Below are 23,596 nucleotides of genomic sequence, written 5' to 3'. Positions count from 1 at the left end.
ATAATGGGGCGGATGTTCACCGGCGGCGTCTCAGCCTTCGGCCGTGTTTCGGCCGCGGGACGGCCATCCCCCGGCAGGACCGACCGTCTTGCTCCCTAGACTCGATGGGAATCGGCAGGCCGGTTCGAATCGACGACCAGTGAGGGCGGACCGGTTCCCGGACGGCCCCGATGGTTCATCTCGCTGAGGGGAGGCCCGTGACGTGCGGGCGGGTGGCAGCGCCTCGGGCGCCGGAGCAGCCGTCGAGATCAGTGGGCTGATCAAGCGGTACGGGCGGACGACCGCCGTGGACGGTCTGACCATGGCCTGCGGACGCGGCGAAGTGACGGCGATCCTGGGCCCCAACGGGGCGGGGAAGACCTCCACCATTGAGATCTGCGAGGGCTACCGCCGTCTCGACGCGGGAACCGTGCGGGTCCTGGGACTCGATCCGGCCGACGCCTCTCTCCGGCCGCGTCTCGGCGTGATGCCCCAGGCTGGAGGCGTCCCCCCTGCCGCGCGGGCCGGCGAATGGCTTCGCGTGGTGTCCCGTTTCTACGCCCATCCTCTCGATCCCGGGGCACTCCTCGATCTTCTGGGCCTCACCGAGCACGCGCGGACGCCGTACCGGCGGCTCTCAGGCGGGCAGCAACAGCGGCTCTCGCTCGCGGCGGCGGTCATCGGGCGGCCGGAGCTGGTCTTCCTCGACGAGCCGACGGCCGGACTCGACCCCCAGGCCCGGCACGCCTGCTGGGACGTGGTGACGGGCCTTCGCGACGCGGGCGTCTCCGTGGTGCTGACCACCCATCACATGGACGAGGCGGAGAAGCTCTCCGACCACGTGGTGGTCATCGACCACGGGCGGGTCGTCGCCGAGGGGAGCCCCGAGACGCTGACCGGCGCCGAGCGCCAGCTCCGCTTCCGCGCGCGTCCCGGCCTCAACCTCGACGAGCTGCTCAGCGCGCTGCCCCCCGGCAGCGCGGCCAAGGAGTCGCCCGCGGGCCACTACATCATCGAGGGCCAGGTCGGCCCGCAGCTGCTGGCGACGGTCACGGCCTGGTGCGCCACGGAGGGCGTCACCGCCGAGGACCTGAGCATCGAACGTCGCACGCTGGAGGACGTCTTCCTCGAGCTGACCGGCAGGGAGCTGCGATGACGGGCCCCGGCCCCTCCCGCCGCCCGGCGCGGACGCCTTCGACTGACGGAGCGGCCTGATGAGCCGGCAGAGGGGCCTGATGAGCCGGCGGAGTGACCTGATGACTGGTGGGACGACCTGATGACGACGCTCGACTTCAGCCCCCGGCCCGGGGCGGCTCCGCTGCCCCGGATGGTCCTCGCCCAGGCGGGCGCCGAGGCCCGGGCCATGCTCCGCAACGGCGAGCAGTTGCTGCTCACGATGATCATCCCCATCCTGCTTCTGGTGGGGTTCTCCCAGGCCGCGCTGATCGACGTCAGCGGGTCGCGGATCGGCTTCGTCACCCCCGGGATCCTGTCGCTCGCCGTGATGTCCACCGCGTTCACCGGGCAGGCCATCGCGACGGGCTTCGAGCGGCGGTACGGCGTGCTGAAGCGGCTCGGAGCGACTCCCCTGTCCAGGACGGGACTGCTGCTGGCCAAGACCTGCGCGGTCATCGCGGTCGAGATCGTGCAGGTCGTGGTGATCGGGGCCGTCGCCCTGGCTCTGGGATGGTCGCCTCAGGGGGACCCGCTGTGGGTGGTGCTGCTGGTCCTGCTCGGGACGGCCGCCTTCAGCGGGCTCGGCCTGCTCATGGCGGGGACGCTGCGGGCCGAGGCGACTCTGGCGGGGGCGAACCTGGTGTACCTCCTGCTGCTCGGGCTCGGGGGCGTCGTGTTCCCGCTGACCAAGTTCCCTGACGGTGTGCGGCCGGTGCTGGAACTGCTCCCGATCACGGCGCTCACGGACGGCATGCGCTCGGTGCTGGAGAACGGCGCGGGCTTCCCCACGGGACCTGTCATCGTCCTGGCCTGCTGGACCGTGGCCGGCCTGGGGCTGGCCGCCCGTACGTTCCGCTGGGAATAGCCCCTCCCGCGCATGATCACGCCGGGTTTCCGCCCAGGTCGGAGTGTGTTTCCCCGAAGGTGTGCATGATCACGCATGCCGTACACGCAGGTCAGGGATGATGCGGCCGAAAGTGTGCATGATCACGCTGGGTGGGTGCGCAGGTCAGGGCGGGTCTTTCCGAACCTGTGCATGATCACGCCTGGGGTGGTGGGTGATCACGCCTGGAGTGGTGGATGATCATGGCTGGGTGGGCGGGGTGTCGGATCGGTGGTCTGGCATAGTGCTGGTTGTCCAGTTTTGGGCGTTAGATCGTTCCTGGCTCCGGGAGTTGCCCGCATGACCGCTGAATCCCTGTCCGGGGCCGCTGAGCCGTACAGGATGAGGGCGGGAAAGGCGCTGCGGGCGACGTCCGACGCGATCCCGCCACCCGGGCTCGTCCTCCTGGCGATCCTGTCCGTCCAGGTCGGCGCCGGGCTGGCCAAGAACCTGTTCGCCCAGCTTCCCCCCTCCGCGGTGGTGTTCCTCCGGATCGCCACCGGTGCGATCATCCTCGTCGCCATGGTCCGGCCCAAGGTGCGCGGGATGACACGACGCGACCTCACCGTCGCGATCGCCTTCGGGCTCAGTCTCGGCCTGATGAACCTCTCGTTCTACGAGGCGCTGGCCCGCCTGCCCATCGGGATCGCGGTGGCCATCGAGTTCATCGGGCCCCTCACCCTCGCCGTGGTCTCCTCCCGCCGCCGGCTCGACCTGATCTGGGTCGTCCTGGCCGGCGCGGGCGTGATCCTGCTCGCCCCCTGGAGCCAGGGAGGCGGGGCGAACTGGGCCGGCATCGGCTTCGGCGCGCTCGCAGGCGTGTTCTGGGCCGCCTACATCGTGCTGTCCGCCGCCACCGGCGCCCGGTTCCCCGGCGCCAGCGGGCTCTCCTTCGCCATGATCGTGTCCACGGTCCTCGTCACGCCCATCGGCATCGTCTCGGGCGGCAGCGGCCTGCTCGACCCCGAGATCCTTCTCGTGGGCGCGGGCGTCGGGCTGCTGTCGTCGGTCATCCCCTATTCGCTGGAACTCGAGGCGCTCCGGCGGATGCCCAAGCAGGTCTTCGGGATCCTGATGAGCCTGGAGCCCGCCGTCGCCGCACTGGTCGGGCTCTTCGTCCTCGGCGAGGTGCTTCAGTTGCACGAGTGGGCCGCCATCGGCTGCGTCGTCGTGGCGTCCATCGGCGCCACCCGGATCCGGTCCTGACCCGCTGACGTAACACGAAAGCGATTCAGATCACCTTGCTATAGGAGGATCAGGGTCGAAGGGGACACCACCCCTGCCGCGGCCTACGATGATTGCCGTGACCCGCCTAGTTGACCGGCTTCGCCCCCATGCGATCGCCTTCTATCGCTCGTTCTGGTTCTCCACCGCCGCCACGATGCGGCTCTGGGCCCTGGCGGCGGTCGTGGTCAACGCGGGCATCACCGTCACAGGGGCCGCCGTGCGGCTGACCGGATCCGGCCTCGGCTGCCCCACCTGGCCGCGGTGCACCCCGGACAGCTTCGTCCCGGCTCCGCACGACTCGCACTCCCCGGTCAACATGGCCATCGAGTTCGGCAACCGCCTGCTCACCTTCCTGGTCCTGGCCGTCGCGATCGCCTGCCTGATCGCCGCCGTACGGCTCGCGCGGCCCGGCAACGGGGAGGGCCGCCGCGTCCTGGTACGGCTGGCCGCGCTCCAGCCGATCGGGGTCGTCGCGCAGGCGCTGTGGGGCGGCCTGGTGGTCCGCACCCTGCTCAACCCGGTGACGGTCAGCGTGCACTTCCTCCTGTCGGTCGGCATGATCGCCGCGGCCTTCACCCTGTACGCCCGGTCCGGGGAGGGCGACGCGCCGCCCCATCGGCTGGTCCACCGGGACATCAGGACGCTGGGCTTCTTCCTGACCGCCGCGGTCTTCGTCCTGATCATCGTGGGCGTCGTGGTCACGGGCACCGGCCCGCACTCCGGCGACCAGGCGGCCTCGCGGTTCGGCTTCGACATCGAGAGCGTGGTGCGACTGCACACCGACGTCGTCTGGATCGTGGTCGGGCTGACGTTCGCGCTGCTGTTCGCGCTCCACGTGACCGACTCGCCCGGCCGGGCGAGACGCGGGGCGCTGGTGCTGCTCGGCGTGGAACTGGCCCAGGGCGTGATCGGCTACGTGCAGTACTTCCTCGCCGTCCCCGCCTTCATCGTGGGCCTGCACGTTCTCGGCGCGACCCTGGTGTGGATCGCGACCCTGCGCGTGGTGTTCCTGATGCGATCACGCGGCACGCTGGGCACGCCCGCACCCGACCGAGCCCTCCCCCACACCGCGAACGCCTGATCCGCCGCGCATGATCCGCCTGCCGCGCCCCCCGTGGTCACGCGCGACACAGCGAACGGCCTTCCAGATCCTCGTCGTGCTGAGCCTGCTCCCCCTGGTGCCGATCACCTGGGCCTGGCTGGAGAGCGCGCCCCATCGGGTGGTCGCACGGCCTGACACCGACTGGATCGACTCGGTGCCCGTGATGCCCGCGGCGCTCGTGCTCGGCGCGGGCATCGGCGGCGACCGGCCCACGCCGATGCTCCGGACCCGGCTGGACCTGGCGGCCCGGCTGTACCAGGCCGGCAAGATCAGGGCGATCCTCGTGTCAGGCGACAACAGCCGGGCCGGGTACGACGAGCCGACCGTGATGCGCGATTACCTCGTCGGCCGTGGAATCCCGGTCACGAAGATCGCTCTCGACTATGCCGGTTTCGACACCTGGGACTCCTGCGTCCGGGCCAACAAGGTCTTCGGTGCGACCCGCCTCATCGTGGTGACACAGGAGTTCCATCTCCCCCGGGCCGTGGCGCTGTGCCGTACGGCGGGGATGGAGACGTTCGGCGTCGGCGACGACTCGAGCCACGACTGGCCCTTGGAGACGGCCGTGTACGCCGCCAGGGAGATCCCCGCGGCGGCCAAGGCGCTGCTGAACAGCCTGGTCCTGAACTCCTCCCCCCGGTTCCTCGGTCCCCGCGAGACCACCCTGGACGACGCGCTCACGGGCTGACCGTGACGGGCGGCCGCATCCGCACCGCGGTATGAGGCGAATCCCCCTCCGCCCGCCCATCGCGGGCGGCCCGGGCCAAGGGAGCCGCGGAGGCTATCCGGCGGAGGAGCCCGGCGGATAACCACCGGAGTCGTATCCGGAGCCCGGTGGATAGCCGCCGGGGTCGTATCCGGAGCCCGTTGGGTAGCCGCCGGGGTCGTATCCGTGCGGACCCGAGGGGTGGCCGCCCGGACCGTAACCGGGAGGGCCGTATCCCTGCCCGGGACTGCCGGGAGGGAAGCCGCCTGGTCCGTAGCCGGGGATGCGCGGGTGGCCCGCATTGGGGGCCCCGGGTGCGTACCCGGGCGGCGGCATTCCCTTCGCCGCGCGGGCCTGGTGCCGCTCGGGCATCGGGAAGGACAGGCGGGCGTAGGCCATCAGGTCGGCGAGCGAGCGCTGGGTGCCCCGGAAGGACTCCTCGCCGACGCCGCCGCGGGCGGCGCGCTCGTGGAGCAGACCTAACTCGGTGGCGGCGAGCTGGTAGTCGCTCATGGCCCGGGCGCCGGCCTTGCCGCCGAGTGCCTTGGCCCAGGTGCGGGCGTGCCTGCGCCGCCGCAGCGACGACAACATGTAGATGTCCGCCTGGTTGACCAGGCCGTTGCGCTCGTACGGCGGCAGGTAATGGTGGATCAGGCCGACGATGCGCTTCCTGTCCCTGACGATCACCGTGATCTCGATCACCAGGATGACCATGAGGATCAGGTAGGCGATCGCGAGCCCGCCGAACCCGCCGAAGGAGGCGAAGCCGTTCCAGATGCCGTGCAGGGCCATGGCCCCGATCCAGCCCGCGATGATCATAATGGTCGCGGGCGCTCCCCTGCGGTTGGCCGCGTACGCCACCGAGATGCCGATCAACGAGGTGAACAGGGGATGCGCGAACGGGGAGAGCACCCCGCGCAGCACCACGGTGGCGGCGAGCCCCTCGGGACCGTTCTGGTCCAGCGCGGCGAGGTAGTAGCTGACGTTCTCCGACATCGCGAAGCCGAGGCCGACCATGCTCGCGTAGATGATGCCGTCGGTCGGGCCGTCCAGCTCCTGCCGCCTGAACCGCAGCAGCCCCAGCAGCACCAGGCCTTTCAGCGTCTCCTCGACCGGTGGCGCGCCGAACGTGGCGACGAGGTTCCGCGCGCTGTTCGGGTCCCCGAGCGTCCGCTCTAAAGCGAGCAGGTTGAGCGAGTTGAGGATGCCGGCGAGCAGGACGGCGATCCCCGCCCCCCACGCGAACGCGAAGATCAAAGTGGTGCGCGGCTCCGGCTCCATCCGGTCGAGGGCGAGCACGCCCGCGAGCAGCAGCGGAACGGGCGCCACAGCCAGCCCGAGCGCGAGGGTGAACTGGACCGGATCGCCGTTCAGGATGTCGAAGGAGAACGACACCAGGGCACAGATCCCCGCGATGACCAGGCCGATGATCAGGCCTGCCGACGGGCGATCCTTCAGCACCGCGCGGGGATCAAGGCTCGCCATTCCGCGACTGTAACCGAACACGCACGTCCTGTCCCCTCCGGCCCCGGCAGATCGCCGCGCCGGCCGGGCCCGCAGTCCTTCGGACCGGAAAGCCAGGCCTTTCCACGAAACAGGCGGACAGCAGACCTCAGGCTCGGCCTCCATCGCGGGGACCCGCGATATTTTCGCCAGCGCGATGTCGGCTTCGAGCAGGTGAGGATGATGGACGAGGCATCTCAGGACGGCCTCGGCCGGCGCCGTTTCCTTCGCGTGGCCGGCGCCGCGGCCGTCGCGGGATCCATCGGCGGGTGTGCGGGATCACGGGAGCCCGCCGCCCTCAAGCCGTCCCCGGCGGTCCCGCCCCCGCCCCCCTCACCGCCCGCTCTGCCTCTCGCGCCGCCGCCCCTGCCCGAGCGGCTCCTCCCCGGCGACCCCGGCTGGCGCCTGACCTCCTACGGCCTCGCGGGCGCCGTCGACGGCTACTGCGACAAGGTCAGCGTGCTCCCCGGAGAGCCGGTCGGCCTGCATGTGTCGACCGTCACCGACGGCTTCCGCGTCACGGCCTACCGCATGGGCTGGTACGGCGGAGCCCTCGCACGGAAGATCTGGAGTTCCGGATGGATTCGCGGGCGGGCCCACGCTCCCGCCGGGCTGGACCCGGCCACCCGGACCGTCACCACCGGATGGCCGCGGTCGGCCACCGTGCCCACGGACGGCTGGCCCGAGGGCGCCTACCTGCTCCGCCTCGACGCCGCCGGAGGGTCCCAGCGATACGTCCCGCTGGTCGTCCGATCAGCGAGCGCCGCGGGGAAGACCGTGCTGGTCCATGCCGCCGCCACCTGGCAGGCCTACAACGCCTGGGGCGGCTACAGCCTCTATCTCGGTGCGGGCGGCCGGTACGACACCCGTTCGCTGGCCGTCAGCTTCGACCGGCCGTACGACGTCACGGGCATGGAGAAGTTCCTCATCCACGAGCGGGCGGTCGTGGCGCTGGCCGAGCGGCTCGGCGTCGACCTCGCCTACACCACCGGACTCGACCTCGGCCGTGACGGGGCCCTCGACGGCGCCAGGGCGGTCTTCTTCCTCGGCCACGACGAGTACTGGACGCCCGAGGCGCGCCGTCGCGTCACCGCCGCCAGGGACGCCGGCACGAACCTCGCGTTCCTCGGGGCCAACACCTGCTACCGCCGCGTCCGGCTGGAGGGGAACGATCGCCGGGTGGTCTGCTACAAGACCGACGCGGGCCTCGATCCCGTGTACGGCACCCGCCCGGACCTGGTGACGGCGGACTTCCGGGCCGAGCCGATGCCCGATCCCGAGTCGTCGCTCGTCGGCGTCTACTACGACGGCTTCCCGGCCGACGCGCCCTATGTGGTCACCGCGCCGCATCACTGGGTCTTCGCGGGCACGGGAGTCGCGTACGGCGACTCCTTCCCCCACCTGGTGGGGGTGGAGTACGACCGGGTGAACCCGAGCGTGCCGACCCCGCGGCCGCTGGAGATCCTCGCCCACTCGCCCCTGATGTGCGGCAGGAGGCCGAGCCACGCCGACTCGGCCTATTACACGGCGCCGAGCGGGGCCGGGGTGTTCGCCTCGGGCACGATGCGGTGGGCCGAGGCGCTGATGGCCGGCACGCGCGACAGCCCGGTGGCCCACGGAATCGACGGGCGGACCCGGTGTTTCGTCACGACGGTGACGGAGAACCTGCTGCGTTCCTTCGCGCGCGGCCCCGCCGGAGAGCTCGAACCGGCCCCGAGGGACAACGTCACCGACCTGTACGGCTGAGCCGTACGGAGCGGGGGCGGACGGTCAGACGAAGAGCGCGTCGACCGCGACCGCGAGGAAGAGCAGTGCCAGGTAGACGTTCGACCAGTGGAAGAACCGCATCGGCCGCAGGTCGACGCCCGTCTTGCCGGCGTTCAGCCGGCCGAGCAGGCGGTAGACCTCCCACAGGCACCCGGCGCCGAGGACGAGGGCCACCGCCGGATAGATCAGGGTGGTCTTCGCCACAGGCCACAGCAGCAGCGAGCACAGCACGGTCGCCCAGGTGTAGGCGATGGTCTGCCGCACGACCTGGCGTTCGGTGGCCACGACGGGCAACATCGGCACATGGGCCGCGGCGTAGTCCTCGCGGTAACGCATGGCGAGGGTCCACGTGTGCGGGGGCGTCCAGAAGAAGACGACGCCGAACAGCACGAGGGGCGCCCAGGACAGGCCGCCGGTGATCCCGGCCCAGCCGATCAGCACCGGCATGCAGCCCGCGATGCCGCCCCACACGATGTTCTGTGACGTCCGCCGCTTGAGGATCATCGAATAGACGAAGACGTAGAACAGGATCGCCGCCAGCGAGAGCCCCGCGGCCACCCAGTTCACCGTGAGGCCGAGGCCGAGGGTGGACAGGACGCCGAGGACGATGCCGAAGACCAGCGCGCCCTGCGGGGTGACGTCGGCCTTGGCGAGCGGCCTGCGGCGCGTGCGCCGCATGGTCTTGTCGATGTCCCTGTCGATGTAGCAGTTCAGGACGTTAGCGCTGCCCGCCGAGAGGGTGCCGAAGATCATCGTCGCCGTGGCCGTCCACAGCGGAGGAAGACCCCGCGCCGCGAGGAACATCACCGGCAGGGTCGTGATCAGGAGCAGCTCGATGATCCGGGGCTTGGTCAGCGCCACGTACGCCTTGATGACCGCCCCGAGGGTACGGGGGGTCGTGGCGGCGGCGGCCGTCTCGGCGGTTCCCGGCGGGGCCATCGTTTGCTTGTTCGTCAGCAGCGTCAAGGCGCTTCCAACACATGCGGGGTCAACGCGTAACCTCTGATTAGAGCGGATCTCCGGGCAGCACCCGGCAGTTGAGCAATCACTGTAGTCGGGGAGACCGGTGGTCCAGGAACTGGGGCCGAAAGCCCTCCCTGTCCCGCCACCCGGAGGCCTCGCTGCTCAGGTGCCTCACGGCCGACCGAGGGGCTGCCGAACGGCAGTACAGCGGACCCACTAGGGTCCCCGTGTGGGCGGGAATGCCACAACCCAGCGCGGATGACAAGCGCGAATGAACAAGAGGGGATCGAGCAGTTGAGCAGCGAAAGCCTTGAGTGGAGCGACCTCGATCGGCAGGCTGTCGACGTGGTGCGCGCCCTGGCCATGGACGCGGTGGAGAAGGCGGGCTCGGGCCACCCCGGCACCGCGATGAGCCTCGCTCCCGCCGCCTATCTTCTTTTCCAGCGGGTCATGCGACACGATCCGTCCGACCCCCAGTGGGCGGGCCGTGACAGGTTCGTGCTTTCCGCCGGCCACAGCAGCCTGACGCTGTACATCCAGCTTTACCTGTCGGGCTACGGCCTGACCCTGGACGACCTCAAGGCGCTGCGCCAGTGGGGCAGCCTGACCCCGGGTCACCCGGAGCACGGGCACACCGTCGGCGTGGAGACGACCACCGGCCCTCTCGGCCAGGGCTTCGGCAACGCCGTGGGCATGGCGATGGCCGCCCGCCGCGAGCGCGGTCTGTTCGACCCCGACGCGCCCGCGACCGAGTCCCCCTTCGACCACGCCATCTGGTGCATCGCCTCCGAGGGTGACATCGAGGAGGGCATCAACCACGAGGTCGCCTCGATCGCCGGCCACCAGCGGCTCGGCAACCTCGCGGTGATCTTCGACGCCAACCAGATCTCGATCGAGGACGACACCGACATCGCCCTGTCCGAGGACGTCCTCAAGCGCTACGAGGCGTACGGCTGGCACGTCCAGAACGTCGACTGGCTGAAGACCGGCGACTACAAGGAGGACGTCCCCGCGCTGTACGCGGCTCTCGAGGCCGCCCGGGCGGAGACGGGCAAGCCGTCCATCATCAGGCTGCGCACGATCATCGGCTGGCCCGCGCCGAACAAGCAGAACACCGGCAAGATCCACGGTTCCGCGCTCGGCGCGGCCGAGGTCGCCGCCACCAAGCAGGTCATGGGCATGGACCCGGACAAGCACTTCGACGTGCCCGCCGAGGTGCTCGAGCACGCCCGCGCGGTCGTCGCACGGGGCCGCGACCTGCACGCCGAATGGAACAAGGGCTACGCGACCTGGCGTGAGACCAGCCCGGAGCGCGCCGAGCTGTTCGACCGGATCTCGCACCGCAAGCTGCCCGCCGGCTGGGACGATGCTCTGCCGTCCTTCGAGGTGGGCTCCTCCGTCGCCACGCGCAAGGCGTCCGGCGAGGTCCTGAACGCGCTGGCGCCGGTCCTCCCCGAGCTCTGGGGCGGTTCCGCCGACCTGGCCGAGTCCAACAACACCACGATGAAGGGCGAGCCCTCCTTCATCCCCTCGGACCGGCAGACCAAGGAGTTCCCCGGCAACCCCTACGGCCGCACGCTGCACTTCGGCATCCGCGAGCACGGCATGGGCGCCATCCTCAACGGCATCGCGCTGCACAACGGCACGCGCCCCTACGGCGGCACGTTCCTGGTCTTCAGCGACTACATGCGCCCGGCCGTACGGCTGGCCGCGCTGATGAAGCTGCCGGTGACCTACGTCTGGACGCACGACTCGATCGGTCTCGGCGAGGACGGCCCGACCCACCAGCCCATCGAGCACCTGTGGGCGCTGCGCGCGATCCCCGGCCTCGACGTGGTGCGCCCGGCCGACGCCAACGAGACCGCCGCGGCGTGGAAGGTGATCCTGGAGCACGACGACCGCCCCGCGGCCCTCGCGCTCACCCGGCAGAACCTCCCGGTCTACGAGGGCACCGCCGACGCGGACAAGGTCGCGCGTGGTGGGTACGTCCTCCAGGACGCCTCCAACGGGCAGCCTGAGGTCGTGCTCATCGGCACCGGCAGCGAGGTCGAGATCGCCGTCGAGGCCCGCGGGATCCTCGAATCCCAGGGCATCGCGACGCGCGTGGTCTCGATGCCGTGCGTGGAGTGGTTCCAGGCCCAGGACGACGCCTACAAGCAGACCGTCCTGCCTCCGGCGGTCCGGGCCAGGGCCGCCGTGGAAGCGGGAATCTCACTGGGCTGGCGCGAGTTCGTCGGTGATGCGGGGGAAGTGCTCAGTTTGGAGCACTTCGGCGCCTCCGCGCCGTACAAGACGATCTACGAGCAGTTCGGCCTGACCGCCGACCGACTGGTGGCCGCCGCCAAGGCCAGCCTGGCCAAGACCGGGGCTGACAAGGGCGAGACGACCGGAAACTGAGGAACAGACAATGACCGAGAACCTGAAGCGGCTCGTCGACGCCGGCGTCTCCATCTGGCTTGACGACATCAGCCGGGAGCGGCTGCGCAGCGGCAACCTTGCCGCCCTGATCCGTGACAAGGCCGTGACGGGCGTCACGTCCAACCCCACGATCTTCGCCGGCGCGCTGAGCAAGGGCGACGCCTACAACGTCCAGCTCCGCGACCTCGCCCTGCGCGGCGTGTCCGTCGACGAGGCCGTGCGTGCGATCACCACCTTCGACATCCGGTGGGCCGCCGACGTGCTGAAGCCGGTCTACGACGCCACCAACGGCGTGGACGGCCGCGTCTCCATCGAGGTCGACCCGCGCCTGGCGCGCAAGACCGAGCCGACGATCGCCGAGGCCCGGGCCCTGTGGTGGATGGTCGACCGCCCCAACGTCCACATCAAGATCCCCGCGACGGTCGAGGGTCTGCCCGCCATCACGCAGGCCCTGTCGGAGGGCATCAGCGTCAACGTCACGCTGATCTTCTCCCTCGAGCGGTACCGCGGGGTCATGGACGCCTGGCTGACCGGCCTGGAGAAGGCCAAGGCCAACGGGCACAACCTCGCCGGCATCGAGTCGGTGGCGTCGTTCTTCGTCAGCCGTGTCGACACCGAGATCGACGCCCGGCTGGACAAGCTCGGCACGCCGGAGGCGCTCGCGCTGAAGGGCCAGGCGGGCGTCGCCAACGCCCGGCTCGCGTTCGCCGCCTTCGAGGAGGTCATGAGCTCGCCGCGCTGGCAGGCCCTGCGCGCCGCCGGCGCCCGTCCGCAGCGTCCGCTGTGGGCCTCGACCGGCGTCAAGAACCCGGACTACCCCGACACCCTCTACGTCGACCAGCTCGTGACCGCGGGGATCGTCAACACGATGCCCGAGAAGACGCTGGACTCGGCGGCCGACCACGGCAAGATCTCCGGCGACACCATCCGTCCGTTCTACGAGCAGGCCTGGAACGTGATGGCCGCGCTCAAGGACGCCGGGATCGACTACGACGACGTCGTCCGCGTGCTCGAGGACGAGGGCGTCCAGAAGTTCGAGACCTCCTGGAACGAGCTCCTCGAGACGGTCGACTCCGAGCTTCGGAAGGCCTGACCACGCATGTCCATCGATGTTGGCATCGGCCATGAGGCCGATGCCGTACAGGCGGTCAGGGAGATCCTGGCCGCCGAGGGGGTGCCCGCGGCGCTCGCCGCGGGCGATCCCTCGCTGTGGGGGGCGCCCAGCCAGGCCGAGGCGAGGATCCGGCTCGGGTGGCTGAACCTCCCCCTGACCAGCAGGGAACTGCTCCCTGAGATCGTGAATCTGGTCGAGCGCGCCCAGGCGCAGGGTCTCGACCACGTGGTCCTCGCGGGCATGGGCGGTTCCTCGCTGGCCCCCGAGGTCATCTGCGCGACCGCTGACGTGCCGCTGACGGTCCTCGACACGACCGACCCGCACCAGGTCCGGCGGGCGCTGAACGACCGGCTCGAGCGGACGCTCCTGGTGGTCTCCAGCAAGAGCGGCGGCACGATCGAGACCGACAGTCACCGAAGGATCTATGAGAAGGCCTTCAGGGACGCCGGGATCGACCCCGCGGACCGGATCATCGTCGTCACCGACCCCGGCTCGCCGCTGGAGCAGACGGCCATCGAGTCCGGGTACCAGGTCATCCTGGCCGACCCGAACGTCGGAGGCCGCTACAGCGCCCTGAGCGCGTTCGGGCTGGTGCCCAGCGCACTGGCGGGGGCCGACGTGCGGAGACTGCTCGACGACGCCGCCGGGGTGCGTGCCCTGCTCTCCCAGTCGGAGGGCAACCCGGGCCTCGACCTCGGCGCCCTGCTCGGCGCGCAGTATCAGGCGGGCCGCGACAAGCTGATCCTGCTCGACACCCTGTCCGAGATCAACGGGCTGCCCGACTGGATCGAGCAGCTGATCGCCGAGTCGACCGGCAAGCAGGGCAAGGGCATCCTCCCCGTGGCCGGCGCCGAGGCGGCCGAAGGCCACGACCAGTACACCCTGAACATCGGGCGCGACGGGGAGCGGACCATAGACGGGCCGCTGGGCGCGCAGTTCCTCGTGTGGGAGTACGCCACGGCCGTCGCGGGCCGCGTTCTGGGCATCGACCCCTTCGACCAGCCCAACGTGGCCGAGTCGAAGGAGAACACCACCGCGATCCTCTCTGAGGCGGGGGACGGGCCGCTGCCGACCGGGACACCGATCCTCACGGACGGCCCGGTAGAGGTCTACGGCGACCTGCCGGGGCACCCGAAGGACCTGGCCGACGTGCTGAGGTGGGCGCTGAAGGCCGTGCCCGATCGCGGATATCTCGCGATCATGGCGTACCTGGACCGGGAGGCGGCGTTCGACGCGGCCACGGTGGGGGACGCCTCGTTCGAGGAGATGACCGAGCAGTGGGCGAGTGCCGACATCGCCACACTCCGCGCGCTGCTCGATTACCGTACGGACCGTCCGGTCACGTTCGGCTGGGGACCGCGTTTCCTCCACTCGACCGGCCAGTTCCACAAGGGCGGGCCCGCCGTGGGCGCGTTCCTTCAGATCACGGGGGCGATCACGGACGACATCGAGGTCCCGGACAAGCCGTACACCCTGGGCAGGCTGCAACTCGCCCAGGCGCTCGGCGACCTCCGCGCGCTGACCTCCCGGGGCCGACCCGCCGTACGTCTCCACCTGACCGACCGGGTCGCCGGCGTCAGGCACCTTCTCTCGGTGGCAGAGGAGCTCTGACCATGCGATGCGTAATTGGCGAAGGAATCGCCAGGGAGGTGGCTCCATGACCGAGCCGACAGGGCCGGCGGAGACCGCCGAGCCGGAGGTATCCGTGACACCGCAGGCCCCCACGACCATTCCCGCCGCGCCGGTCGAGCCTTCGACCGCGATCGCGGCCCAGGTGGCGACCGTCGCCACGACCGAGGAGACGATCGCCTTCAATCCCCTGCGCGACCCCCGCGACAAGCGGCTCCCCCGCGTGGCCGGCCCGCACGTGCTCGTGCTGTTCGGCGTGACGGGCGACCTCGCGAAGCGCAAGCTGCTCCCCGCGATCTACGACCTGGGCAACCGGGGGCTGCTGCCGCCCGGGTTCTCCCTGGTGGGCTTCGCCCGCCGTGACTGGGCGCATGAGGACTTCGCGCAGGTCACCTACGAGGCGGTCAAGGAGCACGCGCGGACGCCGTTCCGCGAGGAGGTCTGGAAGCAGATCCGCGAGGGCATCCACTTCTGCCCCGGCGAGTTCGACGACGACGGCGCCTTCGACGTCTTGTCGATGATGCTCAAGGAGATCGACCAGACGCGGGGAACGGGCGGCAACTACGCCTTCTACCTCTCGGTGCCCCCGAAGTTCTTCCCCACGGTGATCGAGCAGCTCAAGCGGACCGACCTCGCCAAGGCCCCCGAGGGGTCGTGGCGGCGCGTGGTCATCGAGAAGCCGTTCGGCCACGACCTGCAGAGCGCCCGCGAGCTGAACGCGATCACCAACGCGGTCTTCCCCGAGGAGTCGGTCTTCCGGATCGACCACTACCTCGGCAAGGAGACCGTCCAGAACATCCTGGCGCTCCGGTTCGCGAACACGCTCTACGAGCCGATCTGGAACCGCGGTTACGTCGACCACATCCAGATCACGATGGCCGAGGACATCGGCATCGGCGGCCGCGCGGGCTACTACGACGGCATCGGCGCGGCCAGGGACGTGATCCAGAACCACCTGCTCCAGTTGCTCGCGCTGGTCGCGATGGAGGATCCGATCTCCTTCGACGCCGACGCGCTGCGCCGCGAGAAGGAGAAGGTGCTGCGGGCCGTCCAGCTTCCCGCCGACCTCGGCACCGGCACCGCCCGCGGTCAGTACGCGGCGGGCTGGCAGGGCGGTGAGCCGGTCGTGGGCTACCTGGAGGAAGACGGCATCCCACCGGAGTCGATCACCGAGACCTACGCGGCGATGCGGCTGGAGGTGGCCAACCGCCGCTGGGCGGGTGTGCCGTTCTATCTGCGCACCGGAAAGCGGCTCAGCCGCCGCATGACCGAGGTCGCCATCGTGTTCGAGCGTGCGCCGCACCTGCCGTTCAGCAAGGACGACACCGAGATCCTCGGGCAGAACGCCCTGGTCATCCGGGTCCAGCCGGACGAGGGCATCACGGTGCGGTTCGGGTCGAAGGTGCCGGGCACCGCGATGGAGGTCAGGGACGTCAGCATGGACTTCGCCTACGGCGAGTCGTTCATGGAGTCCTCCCCCGAGGCGTACGAACGCCTGCTCCTCGACGTCATGATCGGCGACCCGCCGCTCTTCCCGCACCAGCGGGAGGTCGAGCTCTCCTGGATGATCATGGATCCGGTCGAGAAGTACTGGGCGGAGCACGGCCAGCCCGAGGGGTACCCCGCCGGTGGCTGGGGCCCCGCCTCGGCCGACGCCATGCTGGCCAGGGACGGCCGCGCCTGGAGGCGGATGTGAACCGGACGACGGCCGGCCATCCGGCAGGAACGCTGAACGAGCGGAGCGCACGGTGACGACCTTCAACCTGACAGAGACGACGGCGTCGAAGATCTCTTCGACGCTGACCCGGCTGCGGCACCAGATGGGCGCGCCCGCGGTCGGCATGGTGCTGACGCTGGTGATGGTGGTCGACGAGGCCGGCCAGTACGACGCGGTCCGTGCGGCGACCGACGCGGCGCGCGAGCACCCTTCGCGCATACTCGTGGTCATCAACCGCGATCCGGCCGAGGCCAACCGGCTCGACGCCGAGATCAGGGTGGGCGAGTCCTCCCCCGGCGAGATCGTGCTGCTGCGCCTCTACGGCAAGCTGACCGGGCACGCCGACTCGGTCATCACGCCGTTGCTGCTCACCGACACGCCGGTCGTCGTCTGGTGGCCGGGCGCCTCCCCCGCGGTTCCCGCGAAGGATTCCGTCGGGCAGCTCGCCAGCCGGCGCATCACCGACTCCCGCGCGGCGCGGGACTCGGTCAAGGCCATCACCACACGGCTCGACGGCTACGTCCCCGGGGACACCGATCTGGCCTGGACCCGGCTGACGCCGTGGCGGAGCCTGCTCGCCGCGGCCTTCGACCAGCCGGTCGGCACGATCGAGTCGGGGGTCGTGGAGGCCGCCGCCGGCAACCCCAGCGCGCCGCTGCTCGCGGCGTGGTTGTCGCAGCGGCTGGGCGCCCCCATCGAGGTCGCCGAGTCCCCGGGGCCGGGCCTCACCGCGGTGCGGCTCGCCATCGCGAGCGGCGGAGAGCTCAAGGTGAGCAGGTCCGACGCCCGCCTGGCGACGTTGTCGAAGCCCGGTCAGCCCGACCGGCGGGTCGCCCTGACCCGCAGGCCGCTCTCGGAGCTGCTCGCCGAGGAACTCCGGCGGCTGGATCCCGACGAGACCTACTTCTCGGCGATCCAGCAGCTGGCGAAGGTGTCCGCCCACTGACCCGCGGCCGGGGAGCCCGCACGGGCTCCCCGGCCACCACGCACGTGAAAGAGAAATCGTCATGAGCGTTCCCACCGTCATCGTCCACCGCGACGCCGAGGTGCTGGCCCAGGCCGCGGCCGCCCGCCTGATCACCCGGCTGGTCGACACCCAGGCCGCCCGCGGGTCGGCCCACGTCGTGCTGACCGGCGGCACCGTCGGCATCGCGACGCTCGCCGCCGTGGCCGCCACCGCGGCCCGCGACGCGATCGACTGGCGGGCGCTGGACATCTGGTGGGGAGACGAACGCTTCCTCCCCGACGGCCATCCCGAGCGCAACGAGACGGGTGCCCGTCAGGCCCTGCTCGACCACGTCGACCTCGACCCGGACCGCGTCCACCCGATGCCGGGCCCCGACTCGGGCCTGACCCCCGAGGAGGCGGCCGAGTCGTACGCCATAGAGCTCGCGAAGGCGGCCAGGCCGGAGGACCACGGCCCGGTGCCGCAGTTCGACCTCCTGCTCCTCGGCATGGGGCCGGACGGCCACGTCGCCTCGCTGTTCCCGGGCCAGCCGGCGCTCTACGAGAAGGACCGCTCGGTCGTCGCGGTGCACGGCTCGCCCAAGCCGCCGCCGACCCGGATCTCGCTCACGTTCCCGGCCATCAACGCCGCACGCGAGGTGTGGGTCGTGGCGGGCGGCGGGGAAAAGGCGCAGGCCGTCCATCTGGCACTGTCGACCGCGGGCCAGATGCAGGTCCCCGCGGCCGGAGCCAGGGGGCGGCACGGCACGCTCTTCCTGCTCGACCGGGCGTCCGCCGCCAAGATCCCGGCCACGCTGGGCCGCATCGCCTCTCCCTGACGTACGGCCGGAGCGCTCGGCGCTCCCCTCGCCGGGTCAGTGCGGGTGGTCGTCCGGATGGTCGTGCGCGTGGTCGTGGCCGTGCGTGTGGTCGTGGCCGGTGGGGCGCCGGGCCAGCGCCTGGGCCCGTGCGGTGACCTCGCCGGCGGACACGGTGCCGCCGCCGGCCAGCACGTCCTCCAGCGCGCCGAGCCAGTGCCGGTAGTAGCTCCAGCACTCGCCCGCCGGTGCGGCCTCCCAGGCCGCGATCCGGGCGATCAGCGCCGCCTGGAAGCCCTGCCAGGTGAACACACCCTCCTCGTACAGGGTGACGGCCATGCCGAACGCGCGGCTCTCCCACGGTTCGGCGAACACCAGTTCGCCGTTGGACCGGGGCGGCGCGGCCGGGCCCTCGACGCTCAGCGGGGCGGTCACGGCGCCTCGACCTTGGCCACGCCGACCATCGCGTCGCGGGTGACCAGGGGAACGAGCTGTTCCTCGGTCAGGCCCTCGGTGCCGGCCGGGCGTTCGGGGAGCACCAGCCAGCGCACCTCGCTGGTGGAGTCGCGGACGATGATCTGCACGTCGCCGGGGAGCTCCAGGCCCATCTCCGACAGCACCGTGCGCGGCTCCCGGACGATCCGCGCGCGGTAGGCGGGGTCCTTGTACCAGCTCGGCGGCAGGCCGAGCACCGGCCACGGGTAGCACGAGCACAGCGTGCAGACCACCACGTTGTGGGTGGTCGCGGTGTTCTCCACGACGACGATGCACTCGCCCTGCGGTCCCCCGAAGCCCAGCTCCGCGATGGCGGCCGTCCCGTCGTCGAGCAGCCGCCGCCGATACGCCGGGTCGGTCCACGCCCTGGCGACCACCTTGGCGCCGTTGAGCGGGCCCACGTTGGTCTCGTACCGGGTGATGAGCCTGTCCATCGCGTCCGGGTCGACCAGGCCCCGCTCGGTGAGCAGCTGTTCGAGAGCCTCGGTGCGCAGCGCCGGTGAAAGGCGTTCCGCGGATCCGTCGGAGGTCATGCGATCTTCTCCAGATAGCTCTCGAACAGGTCGACGGTGACGGCGAAGGGTTCGGCGCCGGCGCCCCACAGCTCACGCGAGTCGAACCGCACCGAGTAGACGTACTGCGGGTTCTCCCCCAGGAAGTGGGCGTTCGTGTCCGGCAGCACCTCGGCGGGCTGGACGAGCTCGACGACTCCGGTGTGCCCGCGCGCGTAGGCGGGAAGCCTGGTGTGCCCGGGCGGCGACATGTCCCTGGCGCGCACCCTCTCGCCCGCGGCGAAGGCCGGGGCGGCGTCCACGGTTCGCAGCGAACCCTCGGCGGCGGGGGCGTAGCCGGGCCTGGCGGGTTCGGGTGTCGGCGGCTCCTCGACGTGTTCGCCGCGCAGGTTGCGGGCCCGGGCGTCGATCGCGTCCGGCGCCAGGATGGCGCTCTCGGTGAGCATCAGCTCCGCGCTGTTGAGCCAGCGGCCGTAGTAGCCGTCGTCCAGGTAGGCGGTTCGGTCCAGGCGCTCCGTCGCGTGCCGGAACGCGTCCACGTTCCACCCGGCCACCGGAATGGCGAGGATCCCCAGCGCGAACGCCCGGCCCTGCCAGCGCTCCTCGAAGACCGGCTCGTCGATCCTCGGCGGATGAGTGAGACCCCACCCCCGGGTGCCCCCCATGTCGGCGATCCTGTCCATGCCATCACCCCTCGATCCACGATGGCAGACAGACCTTCAACACAGCGTCTAAGCGCGGGCGCCGAGTAATCATTCGTGCAGGTCAACATGGGTGACAGAGGTCGTCGTCCGGCGTTTCCCCTATGATGGCCGCGCCGGTGCGACCCCCCGCCGGCATGGCTGTGGCGGCCCCTGCCGCGGGAGACGAGTGACCATGCCCGACGAGCCCACGACCACCCGAGACCGGTCGCGACCTGAGCCTCGCACGGAGACCGCCGAGGGTCCTGGCCCCGAGAAGCGGACGCGTCCAAGTGTCTCCGATCGCCGCGGGCGGCGGGATGTGCCTCCCTTCCCCCTCCTCACCCCGGAGCAGTGGCGCGCTCCTGAGGAGGCTCTGCGGCAGATGTACGCCGGCGCCGAGGCCAGGGCGATCGCGAACGCGGATTGGTACCTCGCCGACCGGGTCCGCAAGCGTGTGGCCTCGCGGATCCTGCGCGGCCTGGCCATCGTGCTCGGAGCGGCGGGCGCCCTCCAGCCGCTGGCGACGGCGGGAAGCTCCGGCGGCAGCCTCGCCTGGGGCTATGTGCTGCTGGCCGCCGCCGGGGTGTGCATCGCCTTCGACCACTTCCTCGGCCTGTCGTCCGGGTGGATGCGCGACATGGTGACCACACAGCGGATCCAGCACCGGCTGGTGGAGTTCCAGCTCGACTGGGCCGCGATGAACGCCCGCGACGCCATCGGCCCGGACCAGTCGTCGGTTCACGACTACCTCGCGCTGCTCCGGACGTTCATGTCCGACATCTCGGTCATCACCGCTGAGGAGACCTCGGAGTGGGTGAACGACTTCCAGACCGCGGTGGCGCAACTCAACAACCAGACCGGCAATCGCTGAGGCCGCTCGAGCCGCGCTCGACGCGATTTCGGCCAGAATGACTCGGGTGAGGATCCGCGTGCTGGTCGGCCCGCTCGTCAGCGGCACGACCTACCGGCGCGGTGTCCATCTGTTGCTCGGGGCCGTCCTGCTGCTGCCGTACGTGCTGGTGGGCGCGGCCTTCGCGCAGTTGCTGACCGCTCCGCAGATGCCCCTGCAGCTCACCCTGCTCGTGCTCGCCGTCGCGCTCGTGGTCGCCGCGGTGCCGCCGTTCCTGCGGGGCACGCGAGCCCTCGAGATCGTGGCGGCGCGCTCCCTGCTCGGCGTCTGCCTGCCTGACCCTCCCGCGACGGCCGAGCCGGTACGGGAGGCGGGGGACACCAGGCTGCGTGCCGCGTTGTGGTTCACGCTGCATCTCACGATCGGGGGGCTGGTGGCGGCGCTGCTGCTCGTCCCCCTGACGACGGCCGTGCTCTTCATCGGGCAGCACCTCGGCATCGGCGGCGAGTCGCTCGCCGGTCTTCGGCTGGGTCCGCTGGACGAGCACGACTCCGGCTGGCTGGCGTTGCTCGGTGCCGTGATGATCGTCTGCGTCGGCTACGCCGTGGCCGGGCTGGGAGCGCTCGCCGCGATCATGGCCCCGGTGCTGCTCGGCCCGTCGCCCGCCGAGCGGATCGCCGCCCTGGAGGCCAGGGCCGTACGGCTCGCCGAGCGGAATCGCCTGGCCCGGGAGTTGCACGACTCCATTGGCCACGCGCTGACGGTGACCACGTTGCAGGCGGCGGCCGCGCGCGAGGTGCTCGACGACGATCCGGCGTTCGCACGCCGCGCCCTCGCCGCGATCGAGGACACCGGGCGCGCGGCGGCCGACGACCTCGACCGCCTGCTCGGCATGCTCAGGGACGGCGAGGCCGCCGAGCGTGCGCCGGGTCACCGGCTCGCCGACCTCGACGGGCTGATGACCCACGCACGCGGCACCGGCGTCGAGGTGAGCGCCGAGATCGAGGGACCGGTGGACGATCTGCCCGCCACCGTGTCGCGTGAGGGCTATCGCATCGTCCAGGAGAGCCTCACGAACGCGCTGCGCCATGCGGGCCGGGTGCCGGTGGCGGTGCGCATCACCGTCGGCGGCCACCTGCTCGTCATCGACGTGGCCAATCCGGTCACGCGTCCGGAGCCGCCGAGGGAGGGCGGCCGCGGCCTGGAAGGGATGCGCGAACGGGTACGGCTGCTCGGCGGCACCATGACGGCCGGGCCGGAAATCGGGCAGTGGCGGGTGACGGTGCGGTTGCCTACGGGAGGACGGTCATGACGATCAGGGTGGCGATCGCCGACGACGAGGAGCTGATCCGGGTCGGGCTCCGGGTCGTCATCGACGCGCAGCCCGACCTCGAGGTGGTGGGTGAGGCGGCCGACGGGGCGGAGGTGCCCGCGATGGTCGCCCGCACCAGGCCCGGCGTGCTGCTGATGGATGTGCGGATGCCCGCCATCGACGGCATCGAGGCCACCCGCCGGTTGCTGGCCTCGTCGGGCGAGCCGCCGAAGGTGCTGGTCATCACCACCTTCGAGAACGACGACTACGTGTACGAGGCGCTCCGCGCGGGCGCGAGCGGGTTCGTGCTCAAGCGCACCCGGCCGGCCGAGGTGGTCGAGGCGATCAGGGTGCTGGCGGGCGGGGAGTCGGTGGTCTTCCCCGCCGCCATCCGGCGCCTGGCCGCCGCCTACGGCTCCGGCGGGCCGGCCGGTGACCGGCTCCGCCGGGCCCGCCTGACCGAGCGCGAGACCGAGATCCTCCGGCTGATGGCGACCGGGCTGTCGAACGCCGAGATCGCCTCGGCCCTCGTGCTGGGGGCCGAGACGATCAAGACGCATGTGGGCAACGTGCTCGGCAAGCTCGGCGCCCGCGACCGCACGCAGGCGGTCATCGTCGCCTACGAGTCCGGGTTCGTCAGCCCCGCGGGCTGAGCGCTCCCCTGCCCGCAGGTGGCACAGGCCCCACGCCGCCGCAGGTGGTAGGCGTAGGCGGCGAGCGCGAGGGCGACTCCCCACAGAGGCCACAACATGTGCGTGACGACCAGCAGCTTGCTGTATCCGGGTGTGTGCCAGATCTTGGCCGAGGTCGCGATGCTCAGGCCCGCGGAGACGACGATGGGCGCGACATAAGCGGCCGGGATCACCGCGAGCTTGATCGGCACCCGCCGTCCGGCCAGGCCGATCATCCAGCGCGGGAACACCTCGCCCCAGCGCTGGATCAGCCCAAGGGTCAGGATCGCGCCGACGACGGCGAACGCCCCGAGTCCCGCGCCGGCCCAGACGCCTCCGCTGTCACGCAACGAGCGCAACATCTCGTCGCTGATGCCGAGCGGGATTCCCGCCAGCCAGGACAGGCGGCTCGCGGCGTAGAGCAGCGGCACCACGACGGCGACGAGGGTCGCCCTGCGGCCCCACGTGACGATCCGCGCGTGGTCGGCCGTGCCTCCGCGGCGGCCGCACCGGGCGCAGGCCCCGCGGCTGCGGCGCTGCCAGGACAACACCGCGAACCCGAGCAGGTAGCCCCCGGCCATGCACCACAGTTCGTTGGCCAGGGTCCAGTCGAGGACGCGCGCGTAGTCGACGTCCGGCGGCCAGCCGAACGGGGCGCCGATGATCAGCATGGGCGCGTATCCGGTCAGGGCCAGCGCGTCCGCGCTCGGCACCACCGCCAGCAGGACGACGGCCACGGTGTACCCGAAGCCCAGCAGGAGGGCTCGGGGAGCGCCGCTCAGCCGTACGGCGTGCCGCCCGGCCATGGCCAGGGCCGCGACGGCGGCGGCCAGCAGGACGGCGGCGAAGACGGGGGCGCCCACCTCCGGCCTGATGCCGTGAAGGAGTGCCATGGGGTCGTCGCGCCCGAATGGGAATCCGCTGCCGGTCAGCGTCCAGACGAGCGCGAGGATGCCGTACGTCGCCGCCCAGACGACGGCCGCGTAGCCGGTCCAGCCGACTCGGCGCGAGTCCGGCGGCGCGGCGCCCCCGTCGAGTCTCCGGCGTGCCGCGCCGGGGTCGCCGGCGGCCGAGGCGGCAGGGGTGATCGAGGGAGTCGGCATGACGGGCCCTTTCGTGGGAGGTG

General features: G+C 71.3%; 21 protein-coding genes. 15 read left to right on the top strand and 6 right to left on the bottom strand.

The window, feature by feature from the left end:
• Nucleotides 1-202 precede the first annotated feature (202 nt).
• The 5 genes from Pmi06nite_RS27195 (at nucleotide 203) to Pmi06nite_RS27175 (ending at nucleotide 5,055) form a co-directional block, all read left to right on the top strand.
• On the top strand, nucleotides 203-1,135 hold the full coding sequence (locus Pmi06nite_RS27195; protein ID WP_203955975.1) for an ABC transporter ATP-binding protein: 933 nt from the start codon (nucleotides 203-205) through the stop codon (nucleotides 1,133-1,135).
• A gap of 120 nt (nucleotides 1,136-1,255) precedes the next feature.
• On the top strand, nucleotides 1,256-2,020 hold the full coding sequence (locus Pmi06nite_RS27190) for an ABC transporter permease (protein ID WP_203955974.1): 765 nt from the start codon (nucleotides 1,256-1,258) through the stop codon (nucleotides 2,018-2,020).
• Nucleotides 2,021-2,338: 318 nt separating this feature from the next.
• Nucleotides 2,339-3,244, top strand: a complete 906-nt coding sequence (locus Pmi06nite_RS27185; RefSeq protein ID WP_203955973.1) for an EamA family transporter — start codon at nucleotides 2,339-2,341, stop codon at nucleotides 3,242-3,244.
• 97 nt (nucleotides 3,245-3,341) lie between these two features.
• Entirely contained in the window at nucleotides 3,342-4,346 is a 1,005-nt protein-coding gene (locus Pmi06nite_RS27180) for a COX15/CtaA family protein (RefSeq protein WP_373317338.1), read from the top strand.
• Between the two features lie 10 nt (nucleotides 4,347-4,356).
• Nucleotides 4,357-5,055 carry a SanA/YdcF family protein gene (locus tag Pmi06nite_RS27175; RefSeq protein ID WP_203955971.1) on the top strand — a complete coding sequence of 233 codons (699 nt, stop codon included), beginning with the start codon at nucleotides 4,357-4,359 and terminating at the stop codon, nucleotides 5,053-5,055.
• Nucleotides 5,056-5,148: 93 nt separating this feature from the next.
• Here Pmi06nite_RS27175 and Pmi06nite_RS27170 read toward each other — a convergent pair whose 3' ends face one another.
• Nucleotides 5,149-6,558, bottom strand: a complete 1,410-nt coding sequence (locus Pmi06nite_RS27170; RefSeq protein WP_203955970.1) for a PrsW family intramembrane metalloprotease — start codon at nucleotides 6,556-6,558, stop codon at nucleotides 5,149-5,151.
• Nucleotides 6,559-6,759: 201 nt separating this feature from the next.
• Here Pmi06nite_RS27170 and Pmi06nite_RS27165 point away from each other — a divergent pair, with 201 nt between their 5' ends.
• A complete protein-coding gene (locus Pmi06nite_RS27165; protein WP_203955969.1) occupies nucleotides 6,760-8,322 on the top strand; it encodes a N,N-dimethylformamidase beta subunit family domain-containing protein in 1,563 nt (520 codons plus the stop codon).
• 24 nt (nucleotides 8,323-8,346) lie between these two features.
• Here the strand turns inward: Pmi06nite_RS27165 and Pmi06nite_RS27160 are convergent, their stop codons facing one another.
• Nucleotides 8,347-9,309: a heme o synthase gene (locus tag Pmi06nite_RS27160; protein ID WP_373317337.1), complete on the bottom strand. Its 963-nt coding sequence runs from the start codon at nucleotides 9,307-9,309 to the stop codon at nucleotides 8,347-8,349.
• Nucleotides 9,310-9,564: 255 nt separating this feature from the next.
• On the opposite strand from Pmi06nite_RS27160, the gene tkt reads away from it, so the two are divergent.
• The 6 genes from tkt (at nucleotide 9,565) to pgl (ending at nucleotide 17,968) form a co-directional block, all read left to right on the top strand.
• Nucleotides 9,565-11,703, top strand: coding sequence for a transketolase (gene tkt, locus Pmi06nite_RS27155; protein ID WP_203955968.1), 2,139 nt, complete (start codon nucleotides 9,565-9,567; stop codon nucleotides 11,701-11,703).
• A gap of 10 nt (nucleotides 11,704-11,713) precedes the next feature.
• On the top strand, nucleotides 11,714-12,817 hold the full coding sequence (gene tal / locus Pmi06nite_RS27150) for a transaldolase (RefSeq protein ID WP_203955967.1): 1,104 nt from the start codon (nucleotides 11,714-11,716) through the stop codon (nucleotides 12,815-12,817).
• A 6-nt stretch (nucleotides 12,818-12,823) separates the two neighbouring features.
• Entirely contained in the window at nucleotides 12,824-14,449 is a 1,626-nt protein-coding gene (locus Pmi06nite_RS27145; protein WP_203955966.1) for a phosphoglucose isomerase-related protein, read from the top strand.
• Between the two features lie 46 nt (nucleotides 14,450-14,495).
• Nucleotides 14,496-16,163: a glucose-6-phosphate dehydrogenase gene (gene zwf, locus Pmi06nite_RS27140; protein WP_203955965.1), complete on the top strand. Its 1,668-nt coding sequence runs from the start codon at nucleotides 14,496-14,498 to the stop codon at nucleotides 16,161-16,163.
• 52 nt (nucleotides 16,164-16,215) lie between these two features.
• Nucleotides 16,216-17,130, top strand: a complete 915-nt coding sequence (locus tag Pmi06nite_RS27135) for a glucose-6-phosphate dehydrogenase assembly protein OpcA (protein WP_239114235.1) — start codon at nucleotides 16,216-16,218, stop codon at nucleotides 17,128-17,130.
• Between the two features lie 61 nt (nucleotides 17,131-17,191).
• The gene (pgl, locus tag Pmi06nite_RS27130) at nucleotides 17,192-17,968 is read left to right on the top strand and encodes a 6-phosphogluconolactonase (protein WP_203955964.1); all 777 of its coding nucleotides are present in this window, start codon (nucleotides 17,192-17,194) and stop codon (nucleotides 17,966-17,968) included.
• A gap of 36 nt (nucleotides 17,969-18,004) precedes the next feature.
• On the opposite strand, the gene Pmi06nite_RS27125 is transcribed toward pgl, so the two are convergent.
• From Pmi06nite_RS27125 to nthB, 3 genes are read right to left on the bottom strand one after another with little or no spacing between them, the layout of a single operon-like run.
• A complete protein-coding gene (locus Pmi06nite_RS27125) occupies nucleotides 18,005-18,382 on the bottom strand; it encodes a nitrile hydratase accessory protein (protein ID WP_203955963.1) in 378 nt (125 codons plus the stop codon).
• Nucleotides 18,379-18,975, bottom strand: a complete 597-nt coding sequence (gene nthA / locus Pmi06nite_RS27120; protein WP_203955962.1) for a nitrile hydratase subunit alpha — start codon at nucleotides 18,973-18,975, stop codon at nucleotides 18,379-18,381. The genes Pmi06nite_RS27125 and nthA overlap by 4 nt, the downstream gene beginning before the upstream one ends.
• A complete protein-coding gene (gene nthB / locus Pmi06nite_RS27115) occupies nucleotides 18,972-19,637 on the bottom strand; it encodes a nitrile hydratase subunit beta (protein WP_203955961.1) in 666 nt (221 codons plus the stop codon). Before nthB ends, nthA begins: the two co-directional genes overlap by 4 nt.
• A gap of 319 nt (nucleotides 19,638-19,956) precedes the next feature.
• Here nthB and Pmi06nite_RS27110 point away from each other — a divergent pair, with 319 nt between their 5' ends.
• From Pmi06nite_RS27110 to Pmi06nite_RS27100, 3 genes are read left to right on the top strand one after another with little or no spacing between them, the layout of a single operon-like run.
• Entirely contained in the window at nucleotides 19,957-20,508 is a 552-nt protein-coding gene (locus tag Pmi06nite_RS27110) for an SLATT domain-containing protein (protein ID WP_203955960.1), read from the top strand.
• A gap of 46 nt (nucleotides 20,509-20,554) precedes the next feature.
• Nucleotides 20,555-21,799 (top strand): sensor histidine kinase, encoded by a 1,245-nt coding sequence (locus tag Pmi06nite_RS27105; RefSeq protein ID WP_203955959.1) that lies wholly within the window; start codon nucleotides 20,555-20,557, stop codon nucleotides 21,797-21,799.
• Nucleotides 21,796-22,452 carry a response regulator transcription factor gene (locus Pmi06nite_RS27100; protein WP_203955958.1) on the top strand — a complete coding sequence of 219 codons (657 nt, stop codon included), beginning with the start codon at nucleotides 21,796-21,798 and terminating at the stop codon, nucleotides 22,450-22,452. Before Pmi06nite_RS27105 ends, Pmi06nite_RS27100 begins: the two co-directional genes overlap by 4 nt.
• On the opposite strand, the gene Pmi06nite_RS27095 is transcribed toward Pmi06nite_RS27100, so the two are convergent.
• Nucleotides 22,419-23,573 carry a hypothetical protein gene (locus Pmi06nite_RS27095; protein ID WP_203955957.1) on the bottom strand — a complete coding sequence of 385 codons (1,155 nt, stop codon included), beginning with the start codon at nucleotides 23,571-23,573 and terminating at the stop codon, nucleotides 22,419-22,421. The two genes, Pmi06nite_RS27100 and Pmi06nite_RS27095, sit on opposite strands and share 34 nt — an antisense overlap.
• Nucleotides 23,574-23,596 lie beyond the last annotated feature (23 nt).

The organism is Planotetraspora mira (assembly GCF_016863275.1).
GTDB classification, from domain to species: Bacteria; Actinomycetota; Actinomycetes; order Streptosporangiales; family Streptosporangiaceae; genus Planotetraspora; species Planotetraspora mira.
The sequence above is the reverse complement of the archived record's forward strand: the minus strand, read 5'-3'. Positions and strand labels throughout refer to the sequence as shown.

Excerpts from the sequence above, each read along its gene's own strand:
- Pmi06nite_RS27190 (WP_203955974.1), top strand. The coding sequence starts at position 1,256 with ATGACGACGCTCGACTTCAGCCCCCGGCCCGGGGCGGCTCCGCTGCCC.
- Pmi06nite_RS27185 (WP_203955973.1), top strand. The coding sequence starts at position 2,339 with ATGACCGCTGAATCCCTGTCCGGGGCCGCTGAGCCGTACAGGATGAGG.
- Pmi06nite_RS27175 (WP_203955971.1), top strand. The coding sequence starts at position 4,357 with ATGATCCGCCTGCCGCGCCCCCCGTGGTCACGCGCGACACAGCGAACG.
- Pmi06nite_RS27170 (WP_203955970.1), bottom strand. The coding sequence starts at position 6,558 with ATGGCGAGCCTTGATCCCCGCGCGGTGCTGAAGGATCGCCCGTCGGCA.
- Pmi06nite_RS27165 (WP_203955969.1), top strand. The coding sequence starts at position 6,760 with ATGGACGAGGCATCTCAGGACGGCCTCGGCCGGCGCCGTTTCCTTCGC.
- tkt (WP_203955968.1), top strand. The coding sequence starts at position 9,565 with ATGACAAGCGCGAATGAACAAGAGGGGATCGAGCAGTTGAGCAGCGAA.
- tal (WP_203955967.1), top strand. The coding sequence starts at position 11,714 with ATGACCGAGAACCTGAAGCGGCTCGTCGACGCCGGCGTCTCCATCTGG.
- Pmi06nite_RS27145 (WP_203955966.1), top strand. The coding sequence starts at position 12,824 with ATGTCCATCGATGTTGGCATCGGCCATGAGGCCGATGCCGTACAGGCG.
- zwf (WP_203955965.1), top strand. The coding sequence starts at position 14,496 with ATGACCGAGCCGACAGGGCCGGCGGAGACCGCCGAGCCGGAGGTATCC.
- pgl (WP_203955964.1), top strand. The coding sequence starts at position 17,192 with ATGAGCGTTCCCACCGTCATCGTCCACCGCGACGCCGAGGTGCTGGCC.
- nthA (WP_203955962.1), bottom strand. The coding sequence starts at position 18,975 with ATGACCTCCGACGGATCCGCGGAACGCCTTTCACCGGCGCTGCGCACC.
- nthB (WP_203955961.1), bottom strand. The coding sequence starts at position 19,637 with ATGGACAGGATCGCCGACATGGGGGGCACCCGGGGGTGGGGTCTCACT.
- Pmi06nite_RS27100 (WP_203955958.1), top strand. The coding sequence starts at position 21,796 with ATGACGATCAGGGTGGCGATCGCCGACGACGAGGAGCTGATCCGGGTC.
- Pmi06nite_RS27095 (WP_203955957.1), bottom strand. The coding sequence starts at position 23,573 with ATGCCGACTCCCTCGATCACCCCTGCCGCCTCGGCCGCCGGCGACCCC.